15 protein-coding genes are annotated in these 15,748 nt (G+C 59.6%); 8 read left to right on the top strand and 7 right to left on the bottom strand.

Annotated features, from left to right (window positions below):
• Window positions 1–39 precede the first annotated feature (39 nt).
• Window positions 40–963 carry a histone deacetylase family protein gene (locus ABW22_RS02605; protein WP_059751700.1) on the top strand — a complete coding sequence of 308 codons (924 nt, stop codon included), beginning with the start codon at window positions 40–42 and terminating at the stop codon, window positions 961–963.
• 375 nt (window positions 964–1,338) lie between these two features.
• On the opposite strand, the gene ABW22_RS02600 is transcribed toward ABW22_RS02605, so the two are convergent.
• Window positions 1,339–4,032, bottom strand: a complete 2,694-nt coding sequence (locus ABW22_RS02600; RefSeq protein ID WP_059751699.1) for a UvrD-helicase domain-containing protein — start codon at window positions 4,030–4,032, stop codon at window positions 1,339–1,341.
• 48 nt (window positions 4,033–4,080) lie between these two features.
• Window positions 4,081–4,608 carry a hypothetical protein gene (locus ABW22_RS02595; RefSeq protein ID WP_157648518.1) on the bottom strand — a complete coding sequence of 176 codons (528 nt, stop codon included), beginning with the start codon at window positions 4,606–4,608 and terminating at the stop codon, window positions 4,081–4,083.
• 218 nt (window positions 4,609–4,826) lie between these two features.
• Here ABW22_RS02595 and ABW22_RS17915 point away from each other — a divergent pair, with 218 nt between their 5' ends.
• Both ABW22_RS17915 and ABW22_RS17145 read left to right on the top strand, forming a co-directional pair.
• A complete protein-coding gene (locus ABW22_RS17915) occupies window positions 4,827–5,072 on the top strand; it encodes a hypothetical protein (protein WP_162264464.1) in 246 nt (81 codons plus the stop codon).
• Entirely contained in the window at window positions 5,069–5,806 is a 738-nt protein-coding gene (locus ABW22_RS17145) for a hypothetical protein (RefSeq protein ID WP_157648516.1), read from the top strand. The genes ABW22_RS17915 and ABW22_RS17145 overlap by 4 nt, the downstream gene beginning before the upstream one ends.
• 357 nt (window positions 5,807–6,163) lie before the next feature.
• Here the strand turns inward: ABW22_RS17145 and ABW22_RS02580 are convergent, their stop codons facing one another.
• On the bottom strand, window positions 6,164–6,487 hold the full coding sequence (locus ABW22_RS02580; RefSeq protein ID WP_059751692.1) for a c-type cytochrome: 324 nt from the start codon (window positions 6,485–6,487) through the stop codon (window positions 6,164–6,166).
• 17 nt (window positions 6,488–6,504) lie between these two features.
• A complete protein-coding gene (locus ABW22_RS02575) occupies window positions 6,505–6,840 on the bottom strand; it encodes a c-type cytochrome (protein WP_059751690.1) in 336 nt (111 codons plus the stop codon).
• 164 nt (window positions 6,841–7,004) lie between these two features.
• Here ABW22_RS02575 and ABW22_RS02570 point away from each other — a divergent pair, with 164 nt between their 5' ends.
• Window positions 7,005–8,810 (top strand): SulP family inorganic anion transporter, encoded by a 1,806-nt coding sequence (locus ABW22_RS02570; protein ID WP_059751689.1) that lies wholly within the window; start codon window positions 7,005–7,007, stop codon window positions 8,808–8,810.
• Here ABW22_RS02570 and ABW22_RS02565 read toward each other — a convergent pair.
• From ABW22_RS02565 to ABW22_RS02555, 3 genes are all read right to left on the bottom strand, one after another.
• Window positions 8,807–9,364 (bottom strand): thermonuclease family protein, encoded by a 558-nt coding sequence (locus ABW22_RS02565; protein ID WP_237763205.1) that lies wholly within the window; start codon window positions 9,362–9,364, stop codon window positions 8,807–8,809. The two genes, ABW22_RS02570 and ABW22_RS02565, sit on opposite strands and share 4 nt — an antisense overlap.
• Before the next feature lie 98 nt (window positions 9,365–9,462).
• A complete protein-coding gene (recN, locus tag ABW22_RS02560; protein ID WP_059751784.1) occupies window positions 9,463–11,118 on the bottom strand; it encodes a DNA repair protein RecN in 1,656 nt (551 codons plus the stop codon).
• Between the two features lie 204 nt (window positions 11,119–11,322).
• Window positions 11,323–12,195: an NAD kinase gene (locus ABW22_RS02555; RefSeq protein ID WP_059751687.1), complete on the bottom strand. Its 873-nt coding sequence runs from the start codon at window positions 12,193–12,195 to the stop codon at window positions 11,323–11,325.
• A 107-nt stretch (window positions 12,196–12,302) separates the two neighbouring features.
• Between ABW22_RS02555 and hrcA the strand changes: the two genes are divergently transcribed.
• The 4 genes from hrcA (at window position 12,303) to ABW22_RS02535 (ending at window position 15,601) form a co-directional block, all read left to right on the top strand.
• Window positions 12,303–13,319: a heat-inducible transcriptional repressor HrcA gene (gene hrcA / locus ABW22_RS02550; RefSeq protein ID WP_059751685.1), complete on the top strand. Its 1,017-nt coding sequence runs from the start codon at window positions 12,303–12,305 to the stop codon at window positions 13,317–13,319.
• Entirely contained in the window at window positions 13,319–14,419 is a 1,101-nt protein-coding gene (hemH, locus tag ABW22_RS02545) for a ferrochelatase (protein WP_059751683.1), read from the top strand. Before hrcA ends, hemH begins: the two co-directional genes overlap by 1 nt.
• Before the next feature lie 79 nt (window positions 14,420–14,498).
• A complete protein-coding gene (locus ABW22_RS02540; protein WP_059751782.1) occupies window positions 14,499–14,942 on the top strand; it encodes a helix-turn-helix domain-containing protein in 444 nt (147 codons plus the stop codon).
• Window positions 14,942–15,601, top strand: a complete 660-nt coding sequence (locus ABW22_RS02535; RefSeq protein ID WP_059751682.1) for an IS630 family transposase — start codon at window positions 14,942–14,944, stop codon at window positions 15,599–15,601. Before ABW22_RS02540 ends, ABW22_RS02535 begins: the two co-directional genes overlap by 1 nt.
• Window positions 15,602–15,748: the final 147 nt, after the last annotated feature.

Raw genomic sequence — 15,748 nt, 5'->3', positions numbered from 1 at the left:
CGGGCGTATAGTTTGTTATTCCCTTGCTTCCCCCGCGCCATGCATACCGCCTACATCACCCACCCCAGCTATCTCCTGCACAACATGGGAAGCTGGCATCCGGAGAGTCCCGAGCGGCTGCGCGCCATCGACGACCGGCTGCATGCCGCCCACCTGTTCGATTACCTGACGCATCTCGAAGCCCAGCTGGTGCATCGCAGCCAGCTGCTGCGGGTGCACGACGCCGCTTACATCGACACCATCGAAGCTGCCTCGCCCAGCGAAGGCTTCCACGCGCTCGACCCCGACACCCGCATGAACCCGCATACCTTGGACGCCGCCTTGCATGCTGCGGGCGGCGCAGTCATGGCGGTGGATTGGGTGATGCGCGGTGAAGTGGCCAACGCCTTCGTCGCCTGCCGCCCTCCCGGCCACCACGCCACCCGCAACCAGGCCATGGGCTTCTGCCTCTTCAACAATGTTGCCGTCGCCGTCGCGCACGCGCTGGAAGCACACGGCCTCGAACGGGTCGCCATCGTCGATTTCGACGTCCACCACGGCAACGGCACCGAGGACATCTTCACGGACGATCCGCGCGTGATGCTCTGCTCCACCTTCCAGCATCCCTTCTACCCCCACTGCGGCGCCGACACTGCCAGCGCGCACATCGTCAACGTGCCGCTGCCTGCCGGCACCACCGGCAATGCCTACCGCGAAGCCTTCAGCGCGCAGATCATGCCGCGCCTGGAAGCGCACCGGCCGCAAATGCTGTTTTTCTCCGCCGGCTTCGACGGTCACCGCGAAGACGATATGGCGCAGTTCGGCCTGGTCGAAGTGGATTACGTCTGGATCACCGAGCAGGTGATGGATGTGGCCGCACGCCACGCCGAAGGCCGCATCGTCTCGGTGCTCGAAGGCGGCTACGACCTCAGCGCCCTGGGGCGCAGCGTGGCGGCGCACATCAAGACAATGGCGGCGTTATAAACCGCGCTTCGTGGCCTTCGCGGACTGAATCAGCAGGATCCTGAATGGGGCGTGGGTATTAGCCAAACGTGACAGGCCGGGTTCGGCCATCAGCCGTCACTGGCGGAGCGGTAAAAATGCGTTACTGGGCGGCCGGTGTAGGCCAGTAAGCGGTCGGCCGTGGAACCAGCGCGTACTTCTGTTGATCGGCCTAAGCCGTCGTTCAGGTTTTGCTGGGGGAAGACAGCTTCGCAGCGGGAGCAGACATTCCTTTCTTTCACTGTGCCAACGGCAGAACTGACTTCTGCCCTTCGGGACAAACCTGCGTGACTAGCTATGATGTATTAAAAGCGAAAGGAATTTGTTAATGGAACCACGTTGGCTCATTCATCTTTCTCACTCGCTAGGCTGAAGGATCCAGACACTATGGTCGATGAAATATTTTTCAACTAAATTGTCTTGCTCGTCGAGTATCCGTACCTCCACTCCATCCGCATTGCATGACCACGCAGAATCCCTGATTGATTCAACGGAGAAGTCCTCGCATGGGAAGGTTTTTACCCAGAACCACTTCCCATCCGGCCTTGCTGGTGAATAACCATCTTGCTTCAGAAAATCTTTGATACTGACGGTCGGCGTGCTGCCCCGATATGGCTGGTTCCCGACCATCACGAGCAGTCGATCGGACTGCGCAACAACGGGTGGGTAGTCCGACCAGCGTATCGGCATGAGTGGCTTTTGCTTCTCAATGTCCTCAAGGAACGGAGATTTTTTGTTCTTCTCGGTAAATATCACCAACGTATCGACCGCCCGCGTCAGAGCGACATAAAAGAGCCGGCGTGACTCTTCAGTGATTTGTGCAATGTTTTCCCCTAGAACACGCAGAAAAATCCAATCTTGGTGAATCAATGGATAGCAGCCTGCCACAGCATCTAACACCACAACGAGATCCGCCTGGAGCCCTTTAAATCCATGCGCTGTGGAAACCTTTATGCGTGGCCTTTGGTGCTCAGGAAAGTAAGATCGAATCAACTTTCCGAAGCGCACAATGTACTTTTCATGGGCATCGCCGTCGCTCCCCTGATGAGCGCCATAGTCGATATATCCTGGCGCATTATTGGTGCGGGAAAGCAAAACGACATCCTTCTTCCCTTGGTCCAGGGCCTTGGCAACGAGACGTAACACCATCGGTGTAATTTTGTCGTCGCCATGGCGCGCTTCTTCGGATGGGGATGACTGGAAATTATCTTTTTCCGCAAGCCAGATACTTCCTGCAGATGTCGAATGCGCAGACGCCGGTTTTCCTCCCTGTTTCTTCATGACTGCATTTCCAATCTCGACGATACCTGCCGACGATCGGTAATTAGTCGAGATATGTAATCGCTCGGAAGACGGGAAATAGGTCTTGAAGTCTTTGTAATACTTAAGGTCTGAACCGGCATAGCCATTTATGGCCTGCCAATCATCGCCAACGCAGAATAGCTGCAGACTAGAGTTCTTACTTAAAATTGCATTGACCATCGAATGGAACGGCTTGGAAAAGTCCTGATATTCATCGATCAGAATGAAGCGTAGATTCGCCAAATCACCCTGCTGTTTTTTTATGTGACGTGAGAAAGATGTCCTGCCATCTTCCACTGCTCTTGTGGCGCGGTGCATCAGTCCATCGAAATCTTCCTTGTCGTCAACGTCGAGGCGTTCAAGGTAATCGCTGTAGATAGGCTGAATGATTCCCAGAAAATCCGCCTCAACCTGCCAACGCGCCTTGTCCCCATCGATACGAATTTGCAACGACTGTGGTGTTAATTCCAGCTTCCGGCAGCGGGCAATGAAACTTTTTGTCATTGTCGAAAAGCGGTCGATGGATCGCCTGGAAATCTGGTGCCATATTTCATCCTCGCTCATGCGCCGAAAAACGCATCCCTCTCTTTCCAAGGCTGTCTGCAGCATGCGCAAAAAACCATCTATGCCATACATCCTGATGCCATCAGGCGAACATTCGATCAGGGTCCAGCCAGGCTTCTTGCGCCAATAGCCCCGCTTTGTTTCAGACATTTCATCGTAGTCTGGATCACCAGACATACCGAAGTACTCGATGGCAACACCGGTTCCATCTCCGCGTAGGATTTTGAAGTCAGGATGATAGTTCTTCAGCCAGCCTCGTTCGGCCGGCTCATAGAGGTAGTCAACCTGATGTTCAAACAAAAAATTCGCGATCAGCTTTTCACCAAATGACTTGACGAATTTCCCGTCCAGCGATTCGCGTTTAAGCGAACGGCGATAGTCGAGCATTTCGTCCTTGCTCAGGTGGTAGCCCCCCGCCTCAATCTTGTCCCAGTCTTCCTGAAAGCTGGCCACCATCACCTTGCGGATGAGGTGCATGAATTCTGGATGCCTCAGTCGATCATCAATAACTTTCTGCACGAAGCTGCTGAGAGCCAGACTGCTGCCATCCGAACTGTCGTGGATTAGATTTTGCTCGGGATGGACGAGGGAATGTGCCAGCGCATGGAACGTCATGACATAGGGCGTTGGCTGACCATCAAGCAACTTTCCAAGCCGATGCTCCATTTCTTCTGCCGCCTTCTTGTTGAAGGCGAGCAACATTATTTCGCTGGGTCTGACACCACAGTGTTTTTGCAGGAAATAGGCGCGATTAACCAGCGTGGCTGTTTTTCCGCTGCCAGCGCGGGCCACCACCTGAACATGGCCATGAACGGCTGCGATGGCTGCGGCCTGTTCATCGTCTATAGAGCGCGTGATGTTAGCTGCGAACCATGATTGAATGAACGTTGTTTTCTCTGATTCATAATCATTTTGATCGATTAGGTGTGCGCAGGATGCGTTGAAAAAAGCATCTGCATCCATAAATGCGGTCTCAAACTCTCCATGAATCTCTTCGAGCAGGTATTTGCGACTCTGAGCTGCAGCTATTTCCGCTTCAATTGAAACAACTGTGTCGATCGGGATGCCGCTAAACCTGCCATGCAGGAAAACAATTTGGCAAGTACCATCAGGATATAGTTCGGCAATTTTTCCTGCCCCCATATCTGGACGGCTACGGTGGCGGACTTGCTCTCCGATTTTCATTTTTGTTTTCGAGTTAATCTTGTCATTGATGACCGATTTAGCTGCGCTCTAAAATGCTTCATTATCAATCAGCGCATTCTCCCAGTCCTGCGCCACATTCTCATTCAACATTGCGTTGTTCATTAATTTGCCTTCCCCATACTCGTGTCCGAACAAGTGCGCACAGATCAAAGCACGTGTAAATTCACCGAGAGTCACTCCGGCGCGTTCCGCCAGAGACCGAAGACCACCCTTGATTTTCTCGGGCACCCAAATTTTTAGCGCAAAGATGTTTTTGCCAAGGTTGGGTTCCGCTGGCACACCAGCAGATTCCAGGTTATAGCGCGTCACAGGCTTTGGCTCGTACAACCCAACACCACCTGAGCGCATTCGCAGCAGTTCGTGACTACCAAAAAGATAGGTTGCGAAGTATTCGGTCAAATAAACAGTCATCGATGTTTCGTTTATTTCGCACACCTCTTCCAATGCCCGCTTAGCGGGGTCTGGAAGCCAGACTCGTAGCTGACAATCCTGCCGGTTCAAATTGCTGTAATCGCGCGCTGGAATCAACTCCGATAGACGGGTGTTGGAATCCAACTGCAATCCTGCCATGGTGCTGCGCGAGATTCTCATTTTTCCCCTACGATTTTTCTTGCACGTCGTTAGTTATGCGTCGAACATGAACTGCGTACCATCCAGACCGTTTCCTAAAGCCATTCCGTTATCGAAAATATTCGTGGTAGACGGCAAATAAACGGCTTGGGATGGAACCACAAAGCTGTTATCTGCAATCAGATGCCATCAAGGAGAGCGTAATGGGAATCGGGCTGGCACACATGGACTTTACGCCTTTGTTTTACGGCGTTGTAATGTTCCTTGGGTTGTGGAGCATGTGGCACAAGATTACACACGGCCAAGTTCTCGGCTTTACTGTAGAGGTGTCTGTGTTTGCGCTCGTGTTTATGCTGCACGGAGGCACGATGGCAGGCGGATTTGCTGCCATGGTTTGTGCCTTACTGGGGGGTAGCATCTTGCCGCGCACGATACGGAGAAATAAGTGACTCAGACCAATGCCGCGAGCATCGAACACTTCTGCGCATACTTCTACCGCCAGGTTTCAGAAATTGGACGCGTGAAGATCACGCCATTGACTGGTGATGTAGACAGTAGGGCCGATAGTGAATCTCGTCACAGGAAGGTACTTTACGTGTCCGCTATTGATACTCTAGCGGGGATTAGGTATCACAAATCAACGTACCCACAACTTTCACGACAGAATCGCGAGCGATTTGTGCGTTTCGTGAAAGAGCATGGCGCCTGGCCAGAAGGTGAGCTTGTTAGTCTTCCATTTCTGCGAGACGAACTCGAAGCATTGAAGCTCTTGCAACGCCCGCTCGGGCAGTACGTGACGGAAAAGCTGAGCTCGTTCTCGACCGAGGACGGTGGGGCGCTCCCAGTTTCCAGGATTGACGAACCTGTCTCTGACCTACTGGCGTTAGCCTCAGTTGAGGAGGAGAAAAAGGCGGTTCGCGATTATCAACACCACGCGCTTCTTTATCGCTACAGAAACAGCTTAGTCCACGAGTTGCGTGAGCCCGGTGAGGCAATGGAGGTTTTTACGTCCTCCAGTGATCCCTATTATCATGGCTACATCGGTGATCCGAAATGGTATCTGGTATATCCCTCGCTTCTCTTTGAATCGTTGCTTCAACGGGCAATCGCGAGTTTTCAGACTTACCTAAGATCAGAATCGATCGACCCATACTCTTTGGTCGAAGACAAGGCACGTTGGTAAGTTCTAACATTCCCAATTTCCTGTGAGCTGCCCTCGGTAGCAAATGAAGTCGGGCGTTGAACGTCTGCTCCAAATCTTGAACCGTCGTTCGCGGTAGGGTACTTCAGCGGCCGCAATGGCCGAGGAGCCGAAGTCCACGGCCAACTGGCGAACGGCGGCTCCGCCTCAGATTGCTGACCTTCATGGCACCGATGGCCGAACGGCCCTTCAGGGTCGAAAACCGCCGCTTATATCGGATTCCATCACTGATGGCCGCCACCCGTTAATCAGGCATCCCCCCACTCCCAGTTCAAGAGACCCAATAAAAAACGGGCGCCGCCTGTTCAGCCGCACCCGTTTTCTTCCCGCACCCTCAATTCAATACTTCAGATACAGGCCTTTCTGTTTGGAGAAGTAAAGCGCCAGATCAAGCATGTCGGCATCGGACAGGGTTTGCACCTGGCCAGCCATGATCGGGTTGTTGCGCTTGCCCGACTTGTAGTCCTTGAGTGAGTGAAAAAGATAATCGCGGTTCTGACCCGCCAGCTTGGGAAAAGAGGGCACGGTGCTGTTGCCGTCCGCGCCGTGACAGGCGGCGCAGGTGGTCGACTTGGCCTTGCCCGCTTCATAATTGCCCTTGGCGTGAACCGGCAGTGAAGCACCCAGCGCGACCGCAGCGAGGATGAACAATGTTTTTTTCATGGTGTTATCCTCGGTGGTTAGTTGGCAGGGCCGGTGTAGGACGACGCGTAGTACGCCGCGAGGTCTTCCATGTCCTGCTCGGACAGGCTGCCCGCAATGCCCACCATGCTGGGATGGCTACGCTCGCCGCTCTTGTAGGCTTTGAGCGCGGCCACCATGTATTCGGCGTGCTGTCCGCCCAGCTTGGGAACGCTGTATACAGTGGGATAGGCGGTGCGCCAGCCGGGAATGCCGTGGCAGCCTGCACACATCGAAGTTTTGAGTTGTCCGGCCTTCGGGTCGCCCGCTGCCTGTACCGGCACGGCCAACGCCATCAGCACGGACGCGCACAGCGTCATCGTGATGGTTTTCATCTTCCTCGCTCTCTCTGGTTGTGTTGTCGTCAGACCCTGTCTAATGCAGGGTTTGGGGCCAATTATAAAGCCTGACGACCCAATTGACGAACGCACCCCCATGTAAAAATCCTTTTATACCAACGAGTTATAGTATTATTCACTAATATGCTTCTGGACTTTACATGATCGATCTCAAGGCCTGCCCGCTCTGGCTCTACCGCCTGTTTCCCTTTTTGCGCTGGTTGCCCAACGTCACCCCGCAGGCCTTCAAGGCCGACACGATCGCCGCGTTCACCGGCGCGCTCATCGTGCTGCCGCAGGCGGTGGCGTTTGCCACCATCGCCGGACTGCCGCCGGAGTACGGCCTGTATGCGGCGATGGTACCCGCCATCGTCGCGGCGCTGTGGGGGTCGAGCTGGCATCTGGTGTCGGGGCCGACGACCGCGATCTCGATCGTGGTGTTTGCCTCGATCAGCCCGCTGGCCGAACCCGGCAGCCCGCAATTCATCGGCCTGGTGCTCACGCTGACGCTGCTCGCCGGCCTGATCCAGCTGGCGATGGGCCTGGCGCGGCTGGGCATGCTGGTCAATTTCATCTCGCACAGCGTCATCATCGGCTTCACTGCCGGCGCGGCGATTCTCATCGCGGCCAGCCAGATCAAGAATTTCTTCGGCCTCGACATGCCGCGCGGCGCGCATTTCCACGAGGTGCTGATCCAGTTCGGCTCGCATATCCCGGACATCCAGCCCTGGGTGCTGGCGGTCGGCGTGGTCACCCTGGTGTCGGGCGTGCTGGCGAAACGCTATCTGCAGAAGCTGCCGTACATGATCGTTGCCATGGTGGTGGGTGGCGTCGTGGCGGCGATCCTCAACGCTCAATTCGGCAGCGATGCGACCAACATCCGCACCGTCGGCGCGCTGGTGGCGTCATTCCCGCCGTTGTCGCTGCCGGATTTCTCGCTCACCGCAATCAAACAAACCCTGTTTCCGGCCACCATCATCGCGATCCTGGCGCTGACCGAGGCGGTGGCGATTGCGCGTTCGGTCGCCACCAAGTCCGACCAGCGCATCGACAGCAACCAGGAATTCGTCGGCCAGGGCTTGTCCAATATCGCCGGCAGCTTTTTCTCCGGCTACGCCGCCAGCGGCTCGTTCAACCGCAGCGGGGTGAATTACGCCTCGGGCGCCAGGACGCCGCTGGCCGCCGCAATGTCGGCGGTGTTCCTGCTCCTGATCGTGCTGCTGGTTGCGCCGCTCGCGGCCTACCTGCCGGTGCCGTCGATGGCGGCGATCCTGTTCATCGTGGCGTGGAGCCTGATCGACTTCCACCACATCGGCGAAATCATCAAGCGCCACAAGCGCGAGCGCATCGTGCTCGCGCTCACCTTCATCGGCACCCTGGTCGACCTGGAAAAAGGCATTTTTCTCGGCATTCTGGTGTCGCTGATGTTCTATCTGTATCGCACTTCGCAGCCGTCGATCCGTGAACTGGTGCCGTCCCACGTCAACCGCGACAACCCGCGCCGCAAGTTCGTGCCGGCCGACATTGATACGCCGGGCTGCCCGCAGCTGACCATGCTGCGCGTGGAAGGATCGATCTTCTTCGGCGCGGTCGAGCACGTGCAGAAGCATTTCCGCAACGTCGACGAATCCGACCCGCAGAAAAAGCACCTGCTGCTGACCTCGCGCGCGATCGGCTTCATCGACCTGGCCGGCGCCGAGCTGCTGGCCAAGGAGGCCGCACGGCGGCGCAAGCTGGGTGGCGGCCTGTATCTGGTGGGGGTGCAGCCGGACCTGTGCGAGATGCTGCGCCGCAGCGGCCAGGTCGACACCATCGGCGAGGAACAGATTTTCCGCCGCAAGGGCGACGCCATCCAGGCGATCTACCCGCGGCTGGACAGCGAGATCTGCCGCACCTGCAGGGTCCGGGTTTTCCGCGAATGCCACATCGCGCTGCCGGACGGCACGCCGCGCGAAGCGGCTGGCTAAGAAGCGGGCTCAGACTGTGCGCGCCGCCACGCCCACGGCGGCGTCGGCGCGGCATCCTGCCACAGCCCGATCCGTTGACGCCGCGCCTCGCGCTGCAACGCCAACAGGTCATGGTGATCTCCACCGCGTGTCGACGCCCAGGCAAGGCCGCGCCGCACCATTTCCTGGTTGACCCGAACCGCCCCCACCCGAATGCGCGCGATCGTGCGGCCGTAGGTGTCGATGGCAACCGTGTCGGCCTCAACCCGCTGATTCAGCAGCAGCGCCGATAGCGCACGCGTGGCAGCCTTGCCATGCGGCTGATCCTGTTCCGGCGCGTCGATGTCGGCCAGGCGGAGTTTCAGGAAGGCGCGCGATCCGGGGGAAGAGTGGTCCGGTTTGAACAGTACGGTATCGCCGTCGATCACCACGAAGACGACGCCCGCGACCGGGGCTGCGCCGGCTGCGGCAGCCAGCGCGAACAGCAGGCACAGCGCCAAGACCGCCCGAAGGGCGAGCACCCGCAAGGGGTACGCCGCCAGACACTCGCCCTGCAGGCGGTCTTGGCGCAGCACCCGCAAGGGGTACGCCGGAGGGTTCCCCGCTGCTGCGCAGCGACCCTTCCGCAGTGTCTGGCGGCGTACGCCTTGCAGGTACAGCCCGGGCAGGACGCTCACCCGGCGAGCATTTCTGCGGCGTGCTGGCGCGTCGTGTCGGTGATTTTGAGCCCGCCCAGCATGCGCGCGAGCTCTTCCACCCGCGCGTCCGCATCGAGTGATTCGATGTTGGACGACACGAAGCCACCGCTGGCCTGCTTGGCGACCCGCAAGTGCTGGGTGCCGCGCGCGGCCACCTGCGGCAGGTGGGTAATGACCAGCACCTGGCGGGTTTCCCCCAGCTTCGCCAGGCGCCGTCCGACCGCCTCGGCCACGCTGCCGCCGATGCCGACATCGACCTCGTCGAAAATCAGCGTCGGCACCCCGGCCACGCCGGACAGCGCGGTCTGGATCGCCAGGCTGATGCGCGACAGCTCGCCGCCCGAGGCCACCTTTCCAAGCGGCCCCGGCGCCAGACCGGGATGGCTGGCGACGAGAAAGCCCACGTCTTCCAGGCCGTGCGTGCGCGGCTCGCTCACCGGCTGCAACTGGATGTCGAGCTTGCCGCCGGCCAGCGCGAGTTCGTGCATCGCCACCGTCACCTGCTTCGACAGCGCCGTCGCAGCCTTGCGGCGCAGCGCGCTGAGCTGTTTGGCGGCGGCCTGATATTGCGTCCAGGCGGCGGCTTCATGTGCCTGCAGCGCGTCGAGGTCGTCGCTAGCGGCGAGTTCGCCCAGCCGTGTCTCGAACTGCTGCAGCAACGCGGCCAGCGCGTCCGGCTGCACCCGGTGCTTGCGCGCCATCCGGTGCATGTCGCTCAAGCTGCGGTCGAGTTCGCCGAGGCGCTCGGGGTCGAGGTTCAGGTTGCCCGCATAGCGGCGTAGTGCATGCACCGCTTCGGCCAGATCGGCGCTGGCCGAATTCAGCAGGGTGGAAACTTCGCTCAAGCTGTCGTCCACCGCCTGCATGGCGTCGAGCCGCGCGCTCATCTCGCCGAGCCGGCCGAACACCGCCGCCTCGCCCTCGTCCAGCCCGTGAATCAGCGCATGGCTGCCTTCGAGCAGGGTGGTGACGTGCGCCAGCCGCGCATGTTCGATCTGGATTTCGTCCCAGCGCGCGAGGTCGTCGCCGAGCGCGCGCAATTCCTCCACCGCCAGATTCAGACCCTCGCGTTCGATCTGCCGCGCCTGGCTGTGGGATTCGGCGTCCTGGCGCTGCGCCCGCGCCACCTGCCAGGCATACCAGGCAGCGCTAACCGCGGCGGCCGACTGCTGCGCGCCGGCATAGGCATCGAGCACTTCGCGCTGGGTCTGCGGGCGCAGCAGCGCGTGATGCGCATGCTGGCCGTGGATGTCGAGCAGGAATTCGGCGGCATCCTTCAGCTGCGCCAGCGGCGCGGCGCTGCCGTTAATGAAGGCGCGCGAACGGCCGCCGGCGTCGATCACGCGGCGCAGGATCAGCGCGCCGTCGTCCGACGCGAAGCCGGCTTCTTCAAGCCAGGCCGCAAGTTGCGGCAGGCCGTCGATCATGAATTCGGCGGCGATCTCGGCGCGCGGCGCACCCTGGCGCACCACGCCGCCCTCGGCACGGTCGCCCAGCGCCAGCGCCAGCGCGTCGATCAGAATCGACTTGCCGGCGCCGGTCTCGCCGGTGAGCACGGTGAGCCCCGGCGCGAAATCGAGCTCGACCGATTCGACCAGCAGGTAATTGCGGATGGACAGATGAACGAGCATGAACTGCTCAACCTGGAAAAAACCGTTTAACCACAGAGGCACAGAGGCACAGAGGAGAAACATCAAATTGTGATCGCGCCGGTCGAGCCCCATTGGCAGGCAAGGAAAAACGCTGCACAGGGGATTTCTCTGTGCCTCTGTGTCCCAAGGGATACCGTCCCTGCGGGACATATCTCTGTGGTGAAGGGTTTTCGATTTCCCGCTTCAAAGCTTTTTGCCCCAGTGCAGCTTCTGCCGCAGGGTATCGTAGTAACTGTAGGAATGCGGATGCAGCAGGGTAACCGTGCGGCTGGCGCGGGTGATCCACACATGGTCGCCGCTCATCAGGTCGAAATGATGCTGGCCATCGAAATGCACGCGCGCGTCGTCGGCATAGGTCAGGTGCAGTTCGATGCGCGAATGGCTGCTGACCACGATGGGGCGCGCCGACAGGGTGTGCGGGCAGATCGGCACCAGCGCAACGGCTTCCAGCGTCGGATGCACGATGGGGCCGCCAGCCGACAGCGCATACGCCGTGGTGCCGGTGGGGCTGGTGACCACCAGGCCGTCGGCCCGCTGACTGTAGACGAACTCGCTGTTGATGGCGATTTCCAGATCGATCACGCGCCCCGAACCGCCCTTGCCCACCACCACATCGTTGAACGCGGTGGCCTCGAACACACACTCGCCGCCACGGCGGACCTGCCCGTTCAGCAGGATGCGTTCTTCCGCCACGTACTGGCCGCTGAGGATTTCGGCGACGGCGTCGAACATGTCATCGACCATGATGTCGGTGAGAAAGCCCAGCCGCCCCTGGTTGATCCCGATCAGCGGCACCCCGTGGGGCGCCAGTTCGCGCGCGATCGACAGCATGGTGCCGTCGCCGCCCAGCACCACGACGGCATCGCTTTCGGTCGCCAGATCGTGCAGGGCGCGCCGGGGAAAATCCTCGATCCCGAGATGCTCCGCAGTCTGGCTGGCAAGCAGCACCGCATGCCCGCGCGCGCGCAGAAACTCCCCCAGCGCGCGCACGGATGCTTCCATGTCCTGGTTATCGTATTTGCCAACGAGGCCGATGGTGTGGAAAGGGGTTTGCATGAGGGACGATTATAAAGGGGTCAGGGGCCAGGATTCGGGATTCAGGGAATGTGCTGCGCGTTTTTTGATCAAACCAATGCGCCCCCTGACCCCTATATAATCCAGACATGCTCAACGACCGCGCCCGAATCCTGCTGAAAGCCCTGGTGGAACGCTACATCGCCGACGGCGAACCGGTGGGATCGCGCACCCTGTCGAAGCACGCCGGGCTGGATCTGTCGCCCGCCAGCATCCGCAACATCATGTCCGACCTCGAGGAAATCGGCTTTGTCACCAGCCCGCACACCTCGGCCGGACGGGTGCCGACGACGCTCGGCTACCGTTTTTTTGTCGACACGCTGCTGACGGTGCGCCCGTTGGAGCAGAGCGCGGTCAGCCAACTCGAAAGCAGCCTGACGCCATCCGACCCGGCGCGGCTGATGACTGCGGCGTCGACTCTGCTGTCCGACCTCAGCCAGTTTACCGGGCTGGTGATGACGCCGCGCCGCAATCCGGCGTTTCGCCAGATCGAATTCCTCAGCCTGTCGGACAAGCGCATCCTGCTCATCATCGTCACGCTGGAAGGCGAGGTCGAAAACCGCGTCATCCTCACCGACCAGCCCTACAGCGCCTCCGCGCTGACCGAGGCCGCCAACTTTTTCAACAAGAATTTTGCCGGCCACAGCTTCGACCAGGTGCGCGGCAAGCTGCGCGACGAACTCGGCCGCATGCGCGACGACATCACCCAGCTGATGGCCGCCGCGGTCGACGCCGGCAGCAAGGCGCTCGACGGTAGCCAGGAAAGCGTGGTGGTGTCGGGCAGCCGTAAGCTGCTCGACGTGCAGGAGCTCTCCAGCAACATGGGCAGCCTGCGCCGTCTGTTCGACGCCTTCGAGCAGAAAACCGGACTGCTGCAACTGCTCGACCGCTCGCGCAATGCCACCGGCGTGCAAATTTTCATCGGCGGCGAATCCGACATGCTGCCATTCGACGAATGCAGCTTGGTTAGCGCGCCCTATTCGGTCAACGGTCAGGTGGTCGGCACCCTCGGCGTCGTCGGACCCACCCGCATGGCCTACGAACGCGTGGTGCCGATTGTTGACATCACCGCCAAACTTTTATCGAGCGCGCTGTCCCACCACTAATGAAATACTTAAAAGAACCCGATTACAGCCACGGCCAGCAGTCCAAAACCGGCATCCTGCTGGTCAACCTCGGCACGCCCGAGGCGCCCACCGCCAAGGCACTGCGGCCCTACCTGAAGGAATTCCTGTCCGACCCGCGGGTGGTGGAAATCCCGCGCGCGGTGTGGTGGCTGATCCTCAACGGCATCATCCTCAACACCCGGCCGAAAAAATCCGCCGCGAAATACGCCGCGATCTGGACCACCGACGGCTCGCCATTAAGAGTCCACACCGAGAAACAGGCCAAGCTGTTGAAAGGCTGGCTCGGCGAGAAAGTCGCCAGCCCCTTGATGGTCGAATATGCCATGCGCTACGGCAAGCCGTCGGTGTCCGCCACGCTGGCGCGCATGAAGGCCGCCGGCTGTGACCGCATCCTGATCCTGCCGTCCTACCCGCAGTACGCCGCCTCCAGCACCGCCACCGCGTTCGATGCCGCCTATGCCTGGCTGTTGAAAACGCGCAACCAGCCGGCACTGCGCACACTCAAGCACTACCACGACCACCCCGCCTACATCCACGCGCTGACTGCCAACATCCGCGACTACTGGCAGATGCACGGCCGCCCCGATGTGCTCTTGATGAGCTTTCACGGCGTGCCGCGCTACACGCTCGACAAGGGCGACCCCTACCACTGCGAATGCCAGAAGACCGGGCGTCTGCTGAGCGAGGCGCTCGGCCTCGAACCCGGCCAGTTCCGCCTCACCTTCCAGTCGCGCTTCGGCCGCGCCGAATGGCTACAGCCCTACACCGACAAGACGCTGGAAGCGCTCGGCCGCGAGGGCGTGGGCCGCGTCGACGTGGTCGCGCCCGGCTTCACCGCCGACTGCCTGGAAACCCTGGAAGAACTGGCGATGGAAGGCCGCGCCGGTTTTCTTGCGACAGGCGGCAAGGAATTTCATTACATCCCCGCGCTCAACGAACATCCGCAATGGATCGCCGCGCTGGGGCAAATCGCGCTGGACAATCTGGGCGGCTGGGTCAGCGAAACCTGGGATCGCGACGCCGACGAACAGGCGCGCCAGACCAGCAAAAATCTGGCCCTGAACCTGGCGCGGCGCTAAATAGTCTAGTATAAGAACACATAAATAACGATACATGTATTATGCTGTTGCATATCCATCCAGAGCTGAGGAGTTGGCCATGCGACAGACCGAATTGCATCTTACCGATGAGGAACGCGAGTTGATTGAGTCGTACCGGACCAAGGGTTTGCACCACGCACGAGAGGTCAATCGGGCGCATGTTCTTTCCGCGCTTGATCGCGGCATTCCGGAGGCCCAGATCATGGCGGTTCTCGGCGTTGGGCGGATGCTTGTCTGGCGGACGCGATCCGCATACTTGGAGGGCGGTGCGGAATACGCACTGCGCGATGCTGCGCGCCCGGGCAAGCCCCGGCAGTACGACACCGATGTCGAAGCGCAAATCTCCGCCCTGGCTTGCTCGACGCCTCCAGCGGGTGCCCGGCGCTGGACGATTGCATTGCTGGAGCAAGCCGCGCGAGCACAGCCGGGGATTGACTCGATCAGCCGCGAAACCGTCCGTCGGCTGCTAAAAAAAACTGCCTCAAGCCGTGGCGCAAACTGATGTGGTGCATCGGCAGAATGACGAAGGAATATCGGCAACGGATGTACGATCTGCTCGATCTCTATGCCCGTCCGTTCAGGCCGGGAGAGCCTGTCGTTTGCCTGGACGAGAAAAGCAAACAACTGCTTGGGGACTCCCGCGCGCCTTTGCCGATCCATCCGGGAACCCCTGTCCGGCAAGATTACGAATATGTGCGCGCCGGCACCTGCAATCTGTTCGTGGCAGTGGAGTCCAAGGGCGGGCGGCGAACGGTCTTGGTTACCGACCGCCGCGCCAAGCCCGACTTCGTGGCCTTCGTCCGGTATCTGCTCGAACAGGTCTATGCCACGGCGCGTCGCGTCCATCTGGTCATGGACAACCTCAATACCCATTTCCGCAAGTGCTTCGAGGAAGTGCTCGGCGTCAAGGAGGCGCAAGCACTTCTGCGCCGGGTCGTCTTTCACTACACCCCGAAACACGCCAGTTGGCTCAACATGGCGGAAATCGAAATCGGCATTCTGGATCGCCAGTGCCTGAATCGGCGCTTGCCCAACCGCGCCGTACTCGTTGCCGAGGTCGATGCCTGGCAGCAGCGCAGGAATGCCGACCAGCGAGGCATCGCATGGTCGTTCACCCGGCAGGACGCAGACAAGAAAATGGCTCGACATTATGTCTCGTAATTATTGTGTCAATATACTAGTCTTAAAGAAATACCCATTCAGCACGCTGGATAACCGCGCTATATAAGCGATATAAGCGCCTGCTTGTTGGCAAGCTTTTCCCACTACCCAAGCATAGTATATATAAACTACCAGCCTCCAAGGCGG

Origin of the sequence: Thiobacillus denitrificans, from assembly GCF_001530125.1 — a bacterium.
GTDB classification, from domain to species: domain Bacteria; phylum Pseudomonadota; class Gammaproteobacteria; order Burkholderiales; family Thiobacillaceae; genus Thiobacillus; species Thiobacillus denitrificans_C.
Note: the sequence above shows the minus strand (reverse complement) of the source record. Positions and strands in the feature narration are given on the sequence as shown.